Genomic DNA, 18,855 nt, shown 5'->3' with positions numbered 1-18,855 from the left:
TTAACGACAACAAAAGAATGCACCTAATTACTCTGTTTTCAGTATTTTATATGAGCTATTTTTTATGGTTAAAAAATAGACACCAGACGATAGGCTCGTCATGTCAATTTTTTGATCAACAGTATCTATTTCTCCGGTAGAGACTACATTTCCTGATACGGAGTACATCGTATACGATAAAGCTTCAGAAAAATTGGAGTTAATGGTAAGATATGAACTTGTTGGATTTGGATAGACTTTAACCGTTGGATCGTTACCACTAAAATCATCTACAGATAATTGTTGTGCACCATCAATAGTATATCTAGAAAAGAATTTCCATATCTCTTCAGAAGCATTAATATCTTTATTAGTAACTGGACCAATCTCAAAAGCACTACCAGGCCAAGTATGTCCGCCATTGATTATTTTAAAATGTTCTATACTCACTCCATTATCACCATCAGCATATGCATAATGTTCTACTGTAGAGTTATCGGTGGTATTGATATCATCAAGATATGTAGTAATTGTAGTCACTGTATTGGCAGCGTTTATCCAAAAGTCAAGAACATTTTGAACAGATTCAAAACCAGCATTTCCATTGTAAGGAACTGTGGTGTCGTTAGTTCCGTGTATTTCCATAATTGGCATCGTATGAGATGTTGTGCAATTATTTTGTTGACCTACGGTCATCGTTCCTGTAACAGAAGCAACAGCGGCAATTTTATCACTAAGTTCGCAAGCTAATCTGTAACTCATAAATCCACCATTAGACATACCAGTACTATAGATACGTTTTGGATTAATGGTATAATTGGATGATATTTCGTCAATTAATGCTGAGGTAAATCCAACATCATCGACACTACTGGTTCCCCATCCTACATTAAAATGTGTACTTCCATTATTATCTACTGTTCCTAAAGGATGTACTATTAAAAAACCTTCTCGATCTGCGATGGGTCTAAAATCACCATAGTTCATTTGTTGAGTGTGATTTGAACCATATCCATGAAAATTAAAAACTAAAGGAACCTCAGTACTACCTGTATAGCTGGCCGGAACATATAAAATATATTCTCTTTGTATACCATCGTGCATCAGGGTATTGGTTAAAGTTTGTTGTGCGTGCGATAAAAATGAAATGAACAAAAAGGCAATTAAAGTTGTTTTTAGAAAATACGAAGCCTTATCGTAATTAAATACATTCATGAGATTTGGATTTGTGTTAAGTGATCCTAAAGATACTTAAAACCTTCGATCTGGATGATATATTGCTACATCTAATGATGTTTTTTTATCTGAAATAATTTCTGAAACTAATTTTCCGGTAGATGTTCCCATACTCCAACCTAGCATGGCATGTCCTGTAGCTATCGTTAGATTGTTGCATTTTTGAGATTTTCCAATATAAGGCATTCCATCTGGAGTTACCGGTCTTAATCCACAGGCAGCATCATTTTTTTCTGAATCTGATAGTACAATATCGGGATAATAATTGTGAGCGGCTTTGGCAATCGCATCTACTCTAATTTTATTAATCTTATGATTGATACCAGCAATTTCCATCGTACCTGCAAATCGAGTAAAACCATCCATAGGAGTCACGGCAACTTTTGCTTCTGCTAATATAGCGGGCATAGAAATTCCTAAATCTCTACCAGAATTTATTCGGTAGCCTTTGCCAGCTTCTAGCAGTAATTTGATTCCTAATTTTTTACATAACGCTTTAGACCAGGAACCTGCTGCGAGTACAAATTCATCAGCCTTATGGGTAGTAGATGTACTAGTAACCGAAACGATTTTTGTACCGTCAGTTTGTATGTTATGTATCTTTTCATTTTTAAGAATAGTAACGCCAACTTTTTGTAGATATGCTTTCATTTCTTCCATAAAAGTGCTGGGCGTAGTGTGTGCATCACAGTCATATATAACAGCACCTTTAGCCTCAATTTTGACATTTGGTTCTATTTGTTGCAATTCTTTTATGGATAATTCTCTTGCTGCTAGTCCTTCTTTTTTTGCTACATCTACAACCTTCAATTCCTCTTCCAGCATCTTTTCGGTTTGGCAAATCATTAAAAGCCCCTTTTTTTCGAGTTGGAACTTAAATTTTTCTTCTTGTTTAATTTCGGTATATAATTGTTGTCCTAGCAGTGTAATATCCTTAATAGCTAACATACTGCTATTTACATTTTCTAGGGAACAAGATTTATTAAATGCCCAAGCCCATTGCAAGAAATCTGATTTCAGCCTTGGTTTTATAAACAAGGGACTTCCTGGATTAAACATCCATTTTAGTCCTTTTTTCATCACTCCAGGAGCTGCTAATGGAATTATGTGACTGGGGCTTAAGTATCCAGCGTTTACATAAGAAGCTCCAAAGTCCATAGAGGATTGATCAATGATAGTTACCTGATGTCCAGCTTTATGTAAGTAATATGCGGATGATAACCCGATAATTCCTCCTCCTATGATGATGCAATTTTTCATTAATACACTTTATTAAATTACCTGAAATCCATGGGCATATGGATCATCTTGATCATCAATAATGATCGTATTGTAACCATATATTTTAGCCCATCCTTGTATGCTTGGTATAATGGCTTTTTCACCATTTAGTATTGTTTCTTCTTCAATTCTTCCTATAAACTTAGAACCTATATAACTTTCGTGAATAAATTCGTCTCCTTTTTTTAGTTTTCCTTTAGCATATAACTGTGCCATTCTTGCTGAGGTTCCTGTTCCACAAGGAGAGCGATCAATCGCTTTATAACCATAAAAAACAGCATTTCTGCCCGAAGATTGAGGATCTAAGGGATCTCCAGTCCATAATATATGGCTGACATCTCGAATAGTCGGATTCTCTGGGTGTATAAATTGATCAGGATATTTAGCATTGATACGATCTCTTATTATTTGCGAAAACTGGATCAATTTAGAAGCTGTAAAATCTTGTATACCACTAAAGTTTTCTTGTGGGTCAATGATCGCATAATAATTACCTCCATAGGCTACATCAAAAGTGATTTCTCCTAATTCAGGACATTCGATGGTAAGACTTTCACTAGCAAGATATGATTTTACATTTTTTAGTTGTACCCATTCTACCTTATTGGCAGTTTGTTGATAGGCTATTTCCACTAAACCAGCAGGAGCTTCCATTTTTATAATTCCTGGATTTTTTGGTTGTATGAGCCCTTCTTCAATAGCAATAGTAATTGTGCCAATAGTTCCATGACCACACATCGGCAAACAACCCGAGGTTTCTATAAATAAGATAGCAAAGTCATTTTCTGGGTTATGTGGTTCAAATAGAAAACTACCACTCATCATATCATGACCGCGAGGTTCAAACATTAACCCTTTTCTGATCCAATCATACTCTTTCAGAAAATGTTGTCGTTTTTCGCTCATGGAATTCCCTTTCAGATTTGGATGTCCTGTAGTAACTACTCTCACCGGATTTCCGCAGGTATGTGCATCGATACATTTAAAAACTGCTCTGGACATGACTAGATAGGATCACTAGTTGACAAACCATTTACAAGTCTAGATAGACCTAATGGATTTTCATTTTTTAATTCATCTGGCAAAAGACTATCAGGCCAGCTTTGGTAACTAAGCGGTCGTACCCATCGTTTTATTGAATGAATTCCTACTGCTGTAAACCTACTATCTGTAGAAGCGGGATAAGGGCCGCCATGAAGCATAGAAGGACAAACTTCTACACCTGTTGGAACACCATTATAAATGATTCTACCAACTCGGTTTTGTAAGGCATTAACAACAGAAGGATATGAATTTAATTCACCTTCTTCTGCTAAGATAGTTCCAGTTAACTGTCCTTCTAAATTAGAGATTACTATGGTCAATTCTTCCAAGTCTTCGCATTGTACCACCATAGAAAACGGACCAAAAACTTCTTGATGTAAGGTTGTGTTTTCTAAAAAGGTCTTACCGTCTACAGTAGTTATGGCTTGTCTTGCATGATTAACAGCGACATCATCATTATAATCCGCAGTCGTGATCAATCCATTTTGTTGTAAGGCAAGAGATTTATTTCTTTCATAATTACTAATGATATGTGGATGTAGCATACATGACGGATCAATGGTTAAGATTTCATCAGATAATGATGCAATGAATTTGTCTAATGAAGATCCTTTAACGCCTAAGATCAAGCCTGGATTTGTACAAAATTGACCGGTTCCTAAGGTAATGGATTGGGCATAAGTTTTAGCAAGTTCTTTCCCTTTGGATGCGGTTACTTTCGGTAATAAAACCACTGGATTAATACTTCCCATTTCTGCAAATACAGGGATCGGTTCTGGTCTTTGTGATGCAAGATCAAATAGCGCTCTTCCTCCTTTGATACTTCCTGTAAAACCTACAGCTTTTACTTTGGGATGTTCTACTAATTGTGTGCCAACTTCAATTCCAGAACTATTAAGATTGGAAAACACTCCATTAGGCATTCCTGTTTTTTCAGCGGCTTTAATAATTGCTGAAGCTACTAGTTCTCCAGTACCTGCATGCATAGGATGCGATTTAACAATCACTGGACATCCAGCAGCTAAGGCTGCTGCAGTATCTCCGCCAGCAGTAGAATAGGCTAGTGGAAAATTACTAGCGCCAAATACGACAACAGGTCCTAATGGAACTAGCATTTTGCGGATATCTTGTTTTGGAATCGGTGCTCTATCGGGATCTGCGGTATCAATAGTGGCTTCCACCCAAGAACCGTTAGTAACTAAATCCGCAAACATTCGTAATTGCCCAATAGTTCTGCCACGCTCACCTTTGGCTCTTCCTTCGGGCAGACCGGTTTCCGACATATAGGTTTCAATCAGCATTTGGTCTAATGCTAAAATTTCATCTGCAATAGCATTCAAAAATTCCGCTTTTTTAGTTCCAGAAACTTTTTTAAAGGTTTCAAAGGCTTCTGAAGCTAAAGAAACTGCTTCTTCTATTTCTTTAGACGAGGCTTCATAGAAAACAGAGGTGTTTTCAATGTTTAATTTTGGATTAAAAGTGGTATATGTTTTAGATCCTTTTGCAGAAAGTTGATGTCCGATATAATTTTTGCCAGTTATCATAAATGATACATTAATGAGTTTTTCTAATAAATATGTTTCCGTTTTGAATAGTTTTCAAAACTAGCTATTAACTAAGGATTTGTATTCGGGTAAAACAGGTCTTGTTTTTAACCCATTTTCTATAATCTGTAACACATTTTTTCGTTCTTCTCCTATTAGGGGAAGTCTTGGAGCGCGTACGTTTTCGGTTCCAATACCAGTAGCAACTTCTGCTAGTTTGATATTCTGTACTAATTTAGGGTTTATATCTAATTCTAACAACGGTAGAAACCAGCGATATATCTCTAAGGCCTCTTTGATTCTTCCTGCTTTTTGTAGTTCATAAATAGCAACGGTTTCCTTTGGAAAAGCGCATACCAATCCTGCTACCCAACCTTCAGCGCCCATCAATAAACTTTCTAAAGCTAAGGTATCTACACCAGATAAAATTTTGAGTCGATCTCCGAATCTATTTTTAATTCTGGTAATATTAGAAATGTCTCTAGTCGATTCTTTTACCGCCTGAATGTTATCCATTTCCAAAAGTTGTTCGAACATTTCTAAGGTAACTTCAATTTTATAATCCACAGGATTATTGTAGATCATGATTGGTAAATCAGTGTTTTTAGCTACTTCTTTGAAATACACAACAGTTTCCCGATCTCCTGCTTTGTATCGCATAGGAGGCAACATCATCAGTCCTGTTGCACCATCTTCTTGCGCTTTGATAGCCGCTTCTATGGCGCCTTTTGTACTTTGCTCTGCGATATTAATAATTACAGGAACTTTACCGTTTACAATGTTTACAGTGGTCTTTACCAAAGTACTTTTTTCTGAAGTGTTTAAGGTACTGGCTTCTCCCAAAGTTCCTCCTAATATGATTCCATGAACACCAGCCTCCAACTGAGCTTCAATATTGGTAGTAAACATTTGTAAATCTAATGTGTCTTGATCAGTAAATTTTGTAGTTACTGCTGGCATAACACCTTTCCATTCTATACTCATTGGTTCTAATTTTGGTTCAAATATATTGTCAAATTTGATGTAAGGATATTGTGAAATTATCCTAAACCGATACTATATTACCTCATATTGCAATAAATTACGTAAATATGATTAATATTGAAATAGATATTGCTATGAATGAAAGCCTTACCGTTTAAAATACCGAAGTCTTCTACAGATACTTTAATTGTTCAAGAAGATAAGGAGATTGTGCTATACGATAAATTTCATCAGCATGAAGAAATACAAATATCTATGATCATATCTGGAGAAGGAAGTTTGATTGTAGGAGATACCATTACTGATTATAAACCGAATGATATATTGGTTTTTGGTAGTAATGTTCCTCATGTTTTGCAAAGCGCTATATCAGATAAGGAATCCTATATGATTTCTCTTTTCTTTACAAAAGAGTCCTTTGGGCAATCGTTTTTTGAACTCCCAGARTTTGAAGATTTATCGGCCTTTTTCAGAAGTTCGGCCTATGGCTTGAAAGTGCTTTCTAAGAAACAAAAACTTAAGAAGCAATTTTTGAAGATTGTAGAAAAAACAAATCGTTTTGATCGTTTTATGGTTTTTTTAAAAACCCTACAATTATTAAAAACGGCAAAGGCGGAAACCATATCTTCTTTTATATCTAAAAGAGCGTATACGGACAATGAAGGAAAGCGAATGGCAAAGGTTTTTAAGGCGGTTATGAATGAATTTAATCGAGATTTTTCTTTAAAAGAAGTTGCAGATCTTGCTAATATGACACCCAATGCATTTTGTAGATATTTTAAAATGAGAACTAACAAAACATTTTTTCAATTCTTAATTGAAGTAAGAATAGAAAATGTTTGCCGATTACTATCTAAGGAAGCAGAAATTACGATCTCTGAAGCTTCCTATAATAGTGGTTTCAAAAACTTATCTAATTTTAATAGAAAGTTTAAAGAAATAAAAGGAATTACACCTTCTGTGTACAAGAAAAGATTATACGATCCCCATTTTATTTAAAAGAAAAGAAGCATTCATATTCTGACAAACTCCGTCTTTGAATTTATAATCAAAATAGAGTTCATCATTGATAATCTGTGCATCAAAAAATCTATTTTTTACATTACTTAATTCGGATGCTATTTCACATAGACTTAAATCATGAGTGGCAATAATTCCGGTAGCTTTTGCTTTTACTAGTTTCTCCACAAATTTTCTTGATCCAGCAGCTTTATCCTTGCTATTAGTTCCTTTTAATATTTCGTCCAAGATAATGAAGTATTCATCTTTATGTAATGCATCTACAATTCTTTTAAGCTGTGTTAATTCAGAAAAGAAATAGGAAGCATCATCACTTAATGAATCAGAAGTTCGCATACTCGTAATGAGTTTAATAGGTCTGTAAGTGCAGGATTTTGCACATACTGGAAGCCCAATATTCGCCATGACAATCTGGAGTGCAACCGTTCTTAAAAAAGTACTTTTACCAGCCATATTAGCTCCGGTAATGATAAAAAACTCTTCTTTGTCTATTGTGATATCATTATCAACGCGTTTGGTGGTTTTTAGCATTGGATGTCCAAGTTCTTGAGCTTGAATAATCATTCCTTCTTTGACCAACTCTGGATACACATAGGTAGGATTATTAAAAGCAAAATTTCCTAAAGAATTGTATGCATCAAAAAAAGCAATTACTTCAAACCATTGGTCTACTTTATGATGATGAGCAGCTATCCATTTTTCGATACGGTAGCATTGTATAATGTCCCAAAGAAATAAACCATTAGCAAAAATGCCAAACATCATATTGTTACGTTGATCAAATGCATTCAGAATGCTAGCAAACTGTTTTAGAATTAAAGATGCTTTTTCTTTTTTATTGATGACTTCTTGTTGTTTTTTCTGTAATAGTTCAGATTCGAAATCACCTTTTTCGATAAGATCAACAAGTTTATAATACTGCTCAAAAGTATCTTTTACTTTATTCGCATCGCTATACAAATTGTTTATTTTTTTTAATTGAGATCCGGTAATCCCTAAACCTATGAAAAACCAAATCAGAAACATTTGAAATGTAATAACTTCTAGAAAAAGTAATACAAGTAGTGTTACGGAGATTACAGAAACAATAGTAGGAAGAATTCTCATTATTTTCGGAACAAAAGGAGTGTACTTTTGCAGCCACGTCTGTATTTTGGATATAGGAATTGATACGTCTACTAATGAAGCGATGGCGGTAAATTCTTGCCTCCAAATAGCTAATTTAGATAAGTTGATTATTGCATCTTGTTTGTCTTTTATTGCTTCTATATGATTGCTTCTTAAGAGCTGTGCAAATTCTTGTTTCCCCGCATTTGTAGCCGTTCTGTTGGTATATTGAAAGAAAGATCTATCTCCAAATAAATCAATATCATGACTATACTCATGTGCGGAATCTATAAATTCTTTTCCTGTTGGTAGTTTACTAAAATCATTATTGAGAACGTCTAATTCTAATTGATTAAGATCTATTAACTTTTGTAATTTGTTTTTTGTGTATGATAAATCCGTATGACGATTTACCATAAAAATGAAAATTATAATACCTGTAATGATGCTTCCAAGAATAATTTGAGTATTAGGATATCCAAAATAAATCCCGGCTATAATTCCTAGAAAAACAAAAAGTCTTATGATACTAGAGGTAGCTAATTGTTTTTTTATCTTGTTTAAAGAGTTACTATGACTTTTTATTTGAGAGTCATAAAATTCCTGTGGTGTATTCATTGTATTCATAAAAAGAAAAGACGGATTCAGCTATTACAGCTTTTTTGGTTTTTCTTTTTGATTTAAAGGTTTTCTAATTCTTTTTTTGCTTTCTTGGTCAGCCCATTTACAACTAAGTCATAAGAGTGATCAATTAATTCGCATAACATATGAGTAGCTAAACTGCCCGAAAAGTTAACAGTATTCCAATGTTTTTTACTCATATGATAGCCAGGCGTTATTTCTGGATGGTATTCGCGAAGTTCTAAAGATTTATCAGGATCACATTTTAGATTTACACTAAAAGGAAGTCTTTCTAACCCCGTTAGTGCAAACATTTTACCCATTACCTTGAAAACCAAGGTGGTTTCATCAAAAGGGAATTCTTCAGTAACTCCTTTTTTTGAAAGGCAATATTCTCTAAAAGCTTCTATGTCCATTTTGTCATCATCATATTAGGATTTGGTAATTCTTCAAACCCAAATTGTTTATATAATCCGTGAGCATCTTTGGTAGCCAACATCCATCGATGAACTTTTTGAAGTTCAGCATGCGCTACAATGGCTTTGATTAATTCTTTTGCATATCCGTTACCTTGATATTTTTCAATAATAAAAACATCCATGAGATAGGCAAAAACTGTGTAATCTGTTAATAGCCTTGCAAAACCAATTTGCTCACCATTTAGATAAACGCCAAAATTAAGACAATGTTCTATACTGGTTTGTACTTCTTGTTTAGTTCTTCCTTTTGCCCAATATGTGTTGGTTAAAAATTGATGGATAAAATCAATATTTAACTTCGAGTTATCGGTAGAGATTATAATGCTCATTGTTTTTTAGTTAAGAAGCTTATGATCGAGGTCATTATTGAGTTCTAAAGCAGAATAATCCAAGGTCCAACCAATAGACTCTGCTACGGTTTCCATAAGTGAAATTACAGTTAGTAATTCTTTTCCTGCAGCTTCGATCAATCCACTTTGAGGAATTTTATCAATAATAAATTGTTTTGCTTCCTGATTGATATCTGTAAGATCATTAGAGGTCATAGGATTTAACCAACCTTCTTTCTTATCATAATATTTAAAGTCCGTTTCTATGGTAAGTAGCTTGGCTTGAGGAAACTGCGTTAAAATGATTTTCTTGTTCTTGGTATCACTTTCTAGTTTAATTTTGGAAAGATCGAATCCCACATGAGCTTTGGCATCTATTAGAATCAAGGCTTTTTTCTTTCCTCTAATAATGTTGAAAAATTTTTCTTTCACACTTTCATAGTGATATATTTCCGCGAAATCACCTTCTACAGTAACCAGTTTGCAAACACTTCTGATCTTTTCCATAAGGACTGTAGATTGTGTCTGTACACTGGCCCTTTTTTTAACAGCACTAAATCTGGCAAAAATAAAATATGCTACCACAGCACCGATTAATAAACCAATAAATAATAATTCCATATTAATTCTTTTTCCCTATCTCACCAAGATGGGTAAATTTAAATCCTTTTTCATATTTGAGACCATATCCCAGAATTCTATCAAAAGCGATATGCGAAAATAGTATAATTCCACATAGAAGTAGATAGTCATTGGAGAAGTGTACACCAATAAGATAGATCAAAATAGCTAATCCTCTATGATGAAAGATATTATAGCAGAAAGCACCAACTTTGGTATTTATAAGATATCCAAGCATTCCAATATCGGGTACCAAAAACAAAGCCAAAAATAACCACCAAGAAAATGATAATACACTAAAATGATATATGCCTAACACCAGCATAGCTAATTCTTCTAATTGCAAGGTGGTTTTCATGATGTAATAATTTTATATAATACGGGTTTACTTGGTGAGGCATCGTTTTCAAAAGATGCAATCTGAAGGTTGAGTATATAGGAACCGTCCTCTATCTGATCTTTTACAAAAATCATTTCTGTAATAGTTGCATCGAATCTAGTATCTTGAGGGTAATTCCAAAAAGCTTTATGAGCCAGCAATTTCCCATCATCTTTTTCTTTATCTACAGATGGTAAATCAATTAAAAGATGTTTAATTCCTTGTTCTCTAATAAATAATGCTGCTGCTTCTGATATATAAGGCCAGTTGGTATGAGAATACTGTTTATCGCATTTTTCTGGATGATTAGGGGTTGTTCTGATTATTAATGCTTCGGGTTTAGAAAGCAATACTTTTTGTATGAGCTCTTTTGTGATCACAAAATCATGTCCTTTTTTTTCAGGATCAATCGTTATGAGTTCTGCTGGGAAAACAAATTTTTTCAAGGTTTGATTGATACTATAAAATTCTGGAGTAATATGTCCAACACATTCTGTATGAGTTCCGTGTCCGTGAGGATTAAAGTAGATGTTATTAAAGTTTGTAGAAGCTCCCTCGGAGACTTTTCCAATCCAATCACCATCAGTCACAGGTTCTATTTTGGGAGCAGGAATATACCAAGCATTTACATTTTCTTTAGTGGCTCTTAAAGGAATTGATATATCTAATGGTTCTGATAAATCAATCTGATAAGAAGTTTTATGGTGTTGAATGGTTGTAATCATGAAAATGTGTTCCTCTATCTCTGGAATTAGCTTAAATTTAATAAGAAAAGATCACTTGCAATACCATCGCTTAAAAACTTTCCTTTTTTAGTAACAGACAATATATCACCATCTAAAAATAAAAGATGTTCATCTAAATGTTTTTGTGCTTGTTTTAATAAGTATTCTTTATAAGTAATTCCAAAAGTATCTTCCACTTTTTGAATAGACACGCCCCAAATAGTTCGTAATCCTGTCATTACATATTCATTGTACTTATCTGTATTGGTGAGCGTTTCAATTTCTCTAGGAAGTTCATTTTCCTGTAAAGCTTTGATGTATTTGGTATTGTTATTAATATTCCAACTTCGTTCATTTCCGTTATAGGAATGTGCAGAAGGACCAATACCTATATATTGTTTTCCTTGCCAATATGCGGTATTATTTTTACTGAAATATCCGGATTTTCCAAAATTTGAAAACTCATAGTATTCAAAACTTGCTTCTTCCATGGTATCTACTAAGATGGTAAAATGTTGCTGCGCTAATTCATCGGCTACTGGAGGAATAATTCCTTTGTCAATAAATGATGCTAAGGCAGTTTTTGGCTCTACCGTAAGCGCATAGCTGGAAATATGAGGGACTTTTGTATCTAAAGCTATTTGTAGGTTTTCTTTCCATCGTTCTGAGGACATTCCTGGAATGCCATAGATCAAATCAATTGATATATTATCGAAATATTTTGATGCAACCGATAAACATTTAGTAGCTTCTTCTGCATTATGCGCTCTATTCATAAGCTTTAGGTCTTCATCAAAAAAGGATTGAATACCAATGCTAAGACGATTTACTTCTGTTTGTGCTAAAGTTTTTATGTAAGATTCAGTTAAATCATCTGGATTTGCTTCTACTGTGATTTCTACATCATCGGCAACCAGATAATTTTCATAGATGGTGTCAATGATAAATTTCAAGGCAGGAACCGAAAGCACACTAGGGGTTCCACCACCAAAGTATATTGTTTCGATCACTTGGTGATCATCAATTTCTGGTCGTCGCAATTTAATTTCATTACATAATGCAAAAACCATTTGATCCTTCTTTTTAGTAGAAGTTGAAAAATGAAAATCACAGTAATGGCAAGCCTGTTTGCAAAAAGGAATATGGATATAGATACCGGACAAATCAGTTATTATTTAGTTTTGAAAAATCAGGATTAAATGTTCGTTTTATTACAAATCTACGTTTATATGCAAGAAATATAGAATAACCAATAGCAGGAAATAAGAGAACAATCAGAAACCAGATCACTTTTGCATTTTTTGATGTAAAAGTTGTGTAATAGATTTCTTTAAAAAAGAAGTACGCGAAAATTAGCCTTAAAAACCAAATCGTTGTCCGTACATCTAATTGGATCATTTTTTTACCCGCTTTTCATTCTGTTTAACAAAAGCAGCCCAACCACTATAACTTTTACCTACAATATCCGCTCTTCCCATATTATAAAAATGACAAACTGCCGCTGCTAATCCATCGGTAGAGTCTAGGTTTTTTGGAAGTGTTTTTAATTTCAAAAGACTTTGTAACATTTTTGCTACTTGTTCTTTACTGGCATTACCATTTCCAGTAATTGCCATTTTTATTTTTTTTGGTGAGTATTCTGTAATCGGTACTTCTCTGCTTAATCCTGCTGCCATAGCAACACCTTGTGCACGTCCTAACTTTAGCATCGATTGCACATTTTTTCCAAAAAAAGGAGCTTCAATTGCTATTTCATCTGGATGATAGGTGTCTATAAGTTCAACAGTTCTTTCAAAAATGAGCTTTAATTTTATATAATGGTCATCGTATTTACCAAGTTGTAACTCATTCAGTTGTAAAAAAGACATCTTTTTATTGATAATTTTTATCAACCCAAAACCCATGATCGTCGTTCCAGGATCAATGCCTAATATTATTTTTTCGTTTTCCAAAAAATTCTCGTTTCTACAAAACTAAGGAATAGCTTACTAATTCATATGAATAACAACCGGTAATTTGTATCTAGAAGTGACAGGAGTACTTCTTACAATGGCAGGATTAGCTTTCGGTAATGTTGAAATACTTTTATTGAGGATTTTTTCAAAATCAGGAATCTGGGTATTAATGATTTCTGGTACTTTAAAATCTTCCAAAGTGATATTGCCTCTTTTGTCTACTAATAATGGGATCCATATAGTATCATTTATGGATTCTGTTACGGAAATTTTTGTTTCTGTTATTTCTGCCTTGATATGATCAATAATAGTTTGATGAAAACAATCATCTATTTCTTCAGGTTCATTCATACAGGTTGTAAACATAGGAGGTTTATCAACCTGATTTGTATCAATTTCGCTCCATTTTTCTTTTAGAATTTCCTCTTGATTTTCTTTTTTAACCAATAATTTATCACAAGAGCATAGTAAGAAGCTGAAAATATATATGTAATATATCTTTTTGATCATTCATTAATTTTATGAGACGTAAAAATACAAGATGTGTTTATAACGCCGCTAAAATTAAAGTTTTTTATTAAATGATAATTTGTAAATCCTGAGGACTGTTCAAAAATGAATCCTTGATAAGGATCATTAGTTTTCCACAACAGCCTTTTCAGAAGTTTGGATTTCTTTTTCGAGCTGAGTAATTCTTTTGTTAACCATAAATCCATAGAAGTTTTTGGTATCCTTACTATTACCAAATTTTTTCATAAATAAATTATAGTATTCCAATTTTACTTTCGGGTCTTTGTAATAAGCATCTGCAAAGACTGCTAATTGATATTGCGCTCTAATGAATTCAGGATTCTCTTTAAGCGCTAGTTTAGCATATTTAATTGCTTCTTCCCAATTTTCAAGATGGCGATGACTCATTGCAACGTTTAAAAATTCTTGTTCTACAGGAAGATTTTTTAAAAGTAATGCTTTTGTATGATTCGCTAGTGCTTCATTATGCATATCTAATCTAGTGAATGCCTCAGCCATTCTAGTATACCTTAGAGGAACTTGATCGTTATACTTTAGTGCTTCCTGATATTGCGTTATGGCTAACTTGTAATCATAATTTTTATGGTAACATAAGGCAAGTGAAGCATGCACGTATTCATTGCCGTGATTTAAAGTAATTAGTTTTTCAAAATAAGGTATTGCTTCATAGTAGTATTTTCGTAGAAGATAATTTTGTCCTAAAATATTTATCAGTTCTGGATTTTCGGAATAAGACGATAACCCTTTGTTAGCAACATCTTCCACTCGGTTATAATTTCTTTTTTTTAAATAGTGTTTTGCTACTTCAAAACAGCTTTTTTGATGTGTGCTATCCAGTTTAAAAGCTTCTTTGAAATAAACAATTGCGGTACTATCTTTTTGCTTTTTCTTTACAGATCCTAATTGATAATAAAAATTTGGGTTGTCAGGATATTGTGAAACTAAACTAGCATATACGCTATCCGCTTTTTTATATGTACGAGTAGTCGTTAATAATTTAGCGTATTCAAGTTTAGCAGATAGTAATTCGGCATCTAATTGAAGTACTTTTTCATAATAAGCTAAAGCATCTGTATATGTTCCTTTTGCCTTATGAGCTTTAGCAATTTTTAAGAATATGTAATCATCTTTTGGATCAATATTCTCATATACTTTTATAGCCTTTGTATAATTACCAATTGTATAAAGGCTATCTGCTACTTTTAATGAAGCTTTTTGCGATCTAGCAATCGTAAAAATTGATAATGCTAAAATAAAGATGTAATACTTAATATCTTTAGGAAGCTTCATGATCTTCTTTATTAATTTCCTTCAATATGGTTTCTAGATCTTTAATATTCATATCGTTCTTTTTAACAAAGAAGGATACCATATTTCTAAAAGAACCATTGAAATAGTTGTTCATCAATTTATTCAATGATTGATTACTGTATTCTTCTTTTTTAACCAATGGGAAATAGATATATCCTTTTCCTTCTTTTCGATGAAATACAAATTCTTTGTTTTCTAGAATTCTAATAATAGTTGAAATCGTATTATAGGCTGGCTTTGGTTCTGGCATACGTTCTATAATAGCGGCTACATTTCCTTCTCCAAGTTGCCATAAAAGCTGCATTACTTCTTCCTCTGCTTTTGTTAATTGTTTCATCTGTTTTTATAGGGTTGTGTTTTTGTTCTTTTTAATTATTGGATTTTTAGGATATATAAATCACCTTCGTACTTTCCATCGAAATCGGAAGATAACATTGCTTTAGCTTCATCTAGTGTATCATACCTGTCCAAATATACATATAGATAAGTGTCCTTAGGATTTTTAAACCATTTTGGAGTTAACCCTTGCTTTTTTAATTTAGCCATACCTTTTTCGAAATAAGGTTTGCGCTTAAAAATACCAGTTACTAAATAATACCCTTGCTCTACTTCATTTTTTTCGTCATCAGAAAGTTTTTCGGTTAGGACAGTGTCTTCGTTGATATTGTCTCTAATTATTGCCTTTTTTTTATCTTCTTGATCAACATCATTTCCAATTTGAAATACAATAGGTAAGGAGTATAATACATTTACTTTTTCACCTTTGTGTTCTCCAGGAATCATTTTTGGTAGCGAACTGATTACTCGGTTAGCTTCTTCTTCAATCTCGATAGCAGGACCTCTGGATTGCACTTCTTTTACGTTTCCTGAAGTATCTATTTTAAATCTAACATAAACGTGATTTACACCTGTTAAACCAAGAGACTGTGCCACATCCATATTAAAGTTTTTGTTTACATATCTTTTGATTTCGTCAGAAACACATTTTTTGATTTCTTCATTGCTGGTTAAGTCTTTACAGTTTTGCGTAGCAGGCACTCTCTCTACTACAGCAAAAGGAATATTTTGCTCTCTAATGATTAGAATGTGTCTTACATCTACACCATCGGTTTTGATTTTTTCTACTGTAAGCAGATGCCATCCAAAAGATGTTCTAAACGGTTCAGAAATCTCACCTTCTTTTAAGCTAAACGCGACTTGTTTAAAGGTTTCATGAAATGGAGTGTCTTTCTGTACAAAGTAGAATCCACCATTACCTTTTGATCCAGGATCCTCAGAATATAGTACAGCTCTACTGGCAAAACTTTTGTTGTGCACTGTAATATCTTCTTTAATTTCTAAAAGTCTATTTACAATCTTTCGATCTAATTTTGATAAAGAATCTTTTGTAATCGTAGGAACCTTAGTTTCTTGGTTTTTTGATTCTTCCTCTTCAATTACCGGAAGTGTACTTGTTTCTTCTTCTACTTGAGGCTCTTTAGTTTCTACAGGAACTATAATTTCTTTTACTGGAACTTCATTGGTAAGTTCTACATCAGAAAATGAATCCGTGATTTCCTGAATTTCATCGGTGATTTTTTCAGAAGAAATGTTTGCCAAGGAAATAGCTTTCTGAGAAAAAGCAGTAAAGGTTAGCATGACTAATAATAGAGGTACTATTGCCAAATATTTTAGTTTGGCGTTAGCTTTTGATTTCGTTTTTTGAAGCATGATGATTCTTTTTTTAAGTAATTTATGATTGAAGAAATTATTAGCAAATTTTATGTTCTTAGTATCAAAATTTGCATTGAGCAATTGCTCATAATATTGTCGTTTTCCTAATAGTTTGATTGCTGAAGCATCTGAAATATACTCGTGCAAGGCAATAATCCGAGAATGATAGATATACAGTAAAGGATTAAACCAGAACACTATTTTAATCATTTCAAACCAAAGAAGGTCTAAAGTATGTTTTTGTTTTAGATGTACTATTTCATGAATCAAAATCTGATCCCTTTCGTTTTTAGATAATTCACTACCTACGAATATGGTATTCCAAAAAGTAAAAGCATCTTTACTGTTAGGGAGTATTCTTACTGGGAAAGAATTGATAGTTCCTTTAGTTGATTTCCTTTTTAATGAATAAATAATGAAAACTCTTCTACTAAATAAAAATAAGGTAATAGCTAATCCGATGGCGTATATAATTAGCCACCAATTAATAGGTAATGATTCTGCAGTAACTGTATTTGCAACTTCAACTACTGTATTCTCAGCAATCGGTTTATTACCAATAAAAACAGTCGGTAAATCTACTACATAATCATTAGGAATTGTTTCCTGAATGCTCTTTACCTTGATAAAAGGAAGTGCCAGTGAAAGTATCGAAGTAACTAAAAGATATACTCGATTAACAGTAAAAAAGGTGTCTTTTTTATGAAACAAATCATAAGCAACTAAAAATATGAGTTGAAATAATATGGTTTGAATAATATATTGTAGCATATCTTTTAAATTTAATTCTTTCTAGTTATTCTAAGATATTTATTTTATCTGATCTAACACATCTAAAGTTATAGAATAGGATGGGACATTAATACCATGTGAAGTTTTAATGATATTAAAATCTAATTCATCCTCTCCACTTTCCTCGGCAAGTTTATTATTGAATGAAAGTTCACAGTTTCCATTATTATCGTTCTTTTTAAGATCCATTCCATAAACAATTTCTAAGTTATAAATACCTTCTGGAACGTTTCTAACGAAATGTTTACCGTTTTTAGGTAAGTGCACTGTTCTTACACTTTCTGATGTTTCGAGATTTACAACATTAACAATTACTTCTGAGTTCTCTCCATTAATGATTTTAAGATAATTATCTAATTTCATCTGGTATCTAGACGCATCGTTATTGGCGCAGTTAGGTTCTGCTTTTTCTTTAGAAATTTCATTGGCAGTACCTAAATTAGCAGCATTTCTCATTTTTCTAGCTTTTTCTGCAGCTAGTTTTTGTGCCATTTCCATTGCTTTTTTTCTCGCCGCTTCTTTTTCAGCATTGGCCACTTCATCGGGATGATTAGGATTGTTTCTTAATTCTTCAGGAAGTAAGTCCAAAGCTAAAGAATAAGAAGGCACACTTTTACCATCTGGTGAATTAAATGTTGTGAAATCTAAAATATCTTCTCCAGTTTCAAAAAGTTCTTCCTTTTCAAGACCGCCTTTACAAACTCCATCGATTTCTTTCTCTTCATAACCTTCTCCATAGGTAACATCTACTCTATATATACCTTCTGGAATGTTTCTTAAATAATGTGTCTGATTTTTGAAGATTATAGCAGTTCGGGTTACTTTATTCGTTTCTAATAATATAAGTTTTGCAATGATATCTGCATTTTTTCCATTTTCAATTTTCAAGTAATTATCTAGTTTGTAATCATATTTAGAACCTTTATTAAGACAAGCGGGTTGATTACTAGCTACTATTTTAGTATTTGAAGATTTCTCTTCTGTAAAGGTAGTATTAGATTCTTCTGAAGAAGCAGAGGATCCATCTTTGCAGGAAGTATAGGTTAGTATTCCAGCAAGTACAGGAATTAAAAGTAAGTACTTAAATTTTGCAATTGATTTTGATTGGGACTTTTGTAACATAAGTATTCGTTTTTTGATGWGGGATTTATTAAAAAATTGATTGATAAAGGTTATTTTCTCTGTTTGAAAAGCAGCATTTAAT

General features: G+C 33.0%; 18 protein-coding genes and 1 pseudogene. 1 reads left to right on the top strand and 18 read right to left on the bottom strand.

From position 1 onward, the window contains the following. Positions 1-27 precede the first annotated feature (27 nt). From GBO31_RS10880 to GBO31_RS10860, 5 genes are read right to left on the bottom strand one after another with little or no spacing between them, the layout of a single operon-like run. Positions 28-1,194 (bottom strand): extracellular catalytic domain type 1 short-chain-length polyhydroxyalkanoate depolymerase, encoded by a 1,167-nt coding sequence (locus tag GBO31_RS10880; protein WP_219008369.1) that lies wholly within the window; start codon positions 1,192-1,194, stop codon positions 28-30. A gap of 36 nt (positions 1,195-1,230) precedes the next feature. Next, entirely contained in the window at positions 1,231-2,475 is a 1,245-nt protein-coding gene (locus GBO31_RS10875) for an NAD(P)/FAD-dependent oxidoreductase (protein WP_219008368.1), read from the bottom strand. Positions 2,476-2,487: 12 nt separating this feature from the next. Next, positions 2,488-3,498 carry a 4-hydroxyproline epimerase gene (locus tag GBO31_RS10870; protein WP_219008367.1) on the bottom strand — a complete coding sequence of 337 codons (1,011 nt, stop codon included), beginning with the start codon at positions 3,496-3,498 and terminating at the stop codon, positions 2,488-2,490. Between the two features lie 2 nt (positions 3,499-3,500). Further along, positions 3,501-5,084 carry an aldehyde dehydrogenase (NADP(+)) gene (locus tag GBO31_RS10865; protein WP_219008366.1) on the bottom strand — a complete coding sequence of 528 codons (1,584 nt, stop codon included), beginning with the start codon at positions 5,082-5,084 and terminating at the stop codon, positions 3,501-3,503. Between the two features lie 60 nt (positions 5,085-5,144). Further along, a complete protein-coding gene (locus tag GBO31_RS10860; RefSeq protein ID WP_219008365.1) occupies positions 5,145-6,068 on the bottom strand; it encodes a dihydrodipicolinate synthase family protein in 924 nt (307 codons plus the stop codon). A 138-nt stretch (positions 6,069-6,206) separates the two neighbouring features. Here GBO31_RS10860 and GBO31_RS10855 point away from each other — a divergent pair, with 138 nt between their 5' ends. After that, complete coding sequence (locus tag GBO31_RS10855; RefSeq protein WP_219008364.1) at positions 6,207-7,067, top strand: AraC family transcriptional regulator; 861 nt, start codon at positions 6,207-6,209, stop codon at positions 7,065-7,067. On the opposite strand, the gene GBO31_RS10850 is transcribed toward GBO31_RS10855, so the two are convergent. The 13 genes and pseudogenes from GBO31_RS10850 to GBO31_RS10790 all read right to left on the bottom strand — a co-directional run. Then, on the bottom strand, positions 7,044-8,822 hold the full coding sequence (locus tag GBO31_RS10850) for a MutS-related protein (protein ID WP_343211308.1): 1,779 nt from the start codon (positions 8,820-8,822) through the stop codon (positions 7,044-7,046). The genes GBO31_RS10855 and GBO31_RS10850 overlap by 24 nt on opposite strands. A gap of 53 nt (positions 8,823-8,875) precedes the next feature. After that, positions 8,876-9,232: an MmcQ/YjbR family DNA-binding protein gene (locus GBO31_RS10845; RefSeq protein WP_219008363.1), complete on the bottom strand. Its 357-nt coding sequence runs from the start codon at positions 9,230-9,232 to the stop codon at positions 8,876-8,878. Continuing rightward, a complete protein-coding gene (locus tag GBO31_RS10840; RefSeq protein WP_219008362.1) occupies positions 9,223-9,624 on the bottom strand; it encodes a GNAT family N-acetyltransferase in 402 nt (133 codons plus the stop codon). Before GBO31_RS10840 ends, GBO31_RS10845 begins: the two co-directional genes overlap by 10 nt. Positions 9,625-9,630: 6 nt before the next feature. Next, complete coding sequence (locus tag GBO31_RS10835) at positions 9,631-10,245, bottom strand: DUF4230 domain-containing protein (RefSeq protein ID WP_219008361.1); 615 nt, start codon at positions 10,243-10,245, stop codon at positions 9,631-9,633. Position 10,246: 1 nt separating this feature from the next. Beyond that, positions 10,247-10,603 (bottom strand): DUF4260 domain-containing protein, encoded by a 357-nt coding sequence (locus tag GBO31_RS10830; RefSeq protein WP_219008360.1) that lies wholly within the window; start codon positions 10,601-10,603, stop codon positions 10,247-10,249. Beyond that, positions 10,600-11,349: a cyclase family protein gene (locus tag GBO31_RS10825; protein ID WP_219008359.1), complete on the bottom strand. Its 750-nt coding sequence runs from the start codon at positions 11,347-11,349 to the stop codon at positions 10,600-10,602. Before GBO31_RS10825 ends, GBO31_RS10830 begins: the two co-directional genes overlap by 4 nt. Positions 11,350-11,375: 26 nt before the next feature. Then, the gene (hemW, locus tag GBO31_RS10820) at positions 11,376-12,512 is read right to left on the bottom strand and encodes a radical SAM family heme chaperone HemW (protein WP_219008358.1); all 1,137 of its coding nucleotides are present in this window, start codon (positions 12,510-12,512) and stop codon (positions 11,376-11,378) included. A gap of 231 nt (positions 12,513-12,743) precedes the next feature. Beyond that, entirely contained in the window at positions 12,744-13,301 is a 558-nt protein-coding gene (gene ruvC / locus GBO31_RS10815; protein WP_219008357.1) for a crossover junction endodeoxyribonuclease RuvC, read from the bottom strand. 36 nt (positions 13,302-13,337) lie between these two features. Further along, entirely contained in the window at positions 13,338-13,814 is a 477-nt protein-coding gene (locus GBO31_RS10810; RefSeq protein ID WP_219008356.1) for a hypothetical protein, read from the bottom strand. A gap of 126 nt (positions 13,815-13,940) precedes the next feature. Continuing rightward, positions 13,941-15,125, bottom strand: a complete 1,185-nt coding sequence (locus GBO31_RS10805; RefSeq protein ID WP_219008355.1) for a tetratricopeptide repeat protein — start codon at positions 15,123-15,125, stop codon at positions 13,941-13,943. Continuing rightward, on the bottom strand, positions 15,112-15,483 hold the full coding sequence (locus tag GBO31_RS10800) for a BlaI/MecI/CopY family transcriptional regulator (RefSeq protein WP_219008354.1): 372 nt from the start codon (positions 15,481-15,483) through the stop codon (positions 15,112-15,114). The genes GBO31_RS10805 and GBO31_RS10800 overlap by 14 nt, the downstream gene beginning before the upstream one ends. Positions 15,484-15,518: 35 nt before the next feature. Then, positions 15,519-17,630 (bottom strand): peptidylprolyl isomerase, encoded by a 2,112-nt coding sequence (locus GBO31_RS10795; RefSeq protein WP_219008353.1) that lies wholly within the window; start codon positions 17,628-17,630, stop codon positions 15,519-15,521. Between the two features lie 39 nt (positions 17,631-17,669). Beyond that, positions 17,670-18,855: pseudogene (locus GBO31_RS10790) on the bottom strand (hypothetical protein); the annotation flags it as partial.

Source organism: Aquimarina litoralis (genome assembly GCF_019295435.1).
GTDB lineage: Bacteria > Bacteroidota > Bacteroidia > Flavobacteriales > Flavobacteriaceae > Aquimarina > Aquimarina litoralis_A.
The sequence above is the reverse complement of the archived record's forward strand: the minus strand, read 5'-3'. Positions and strand labels throughout refer to the sequence as shown.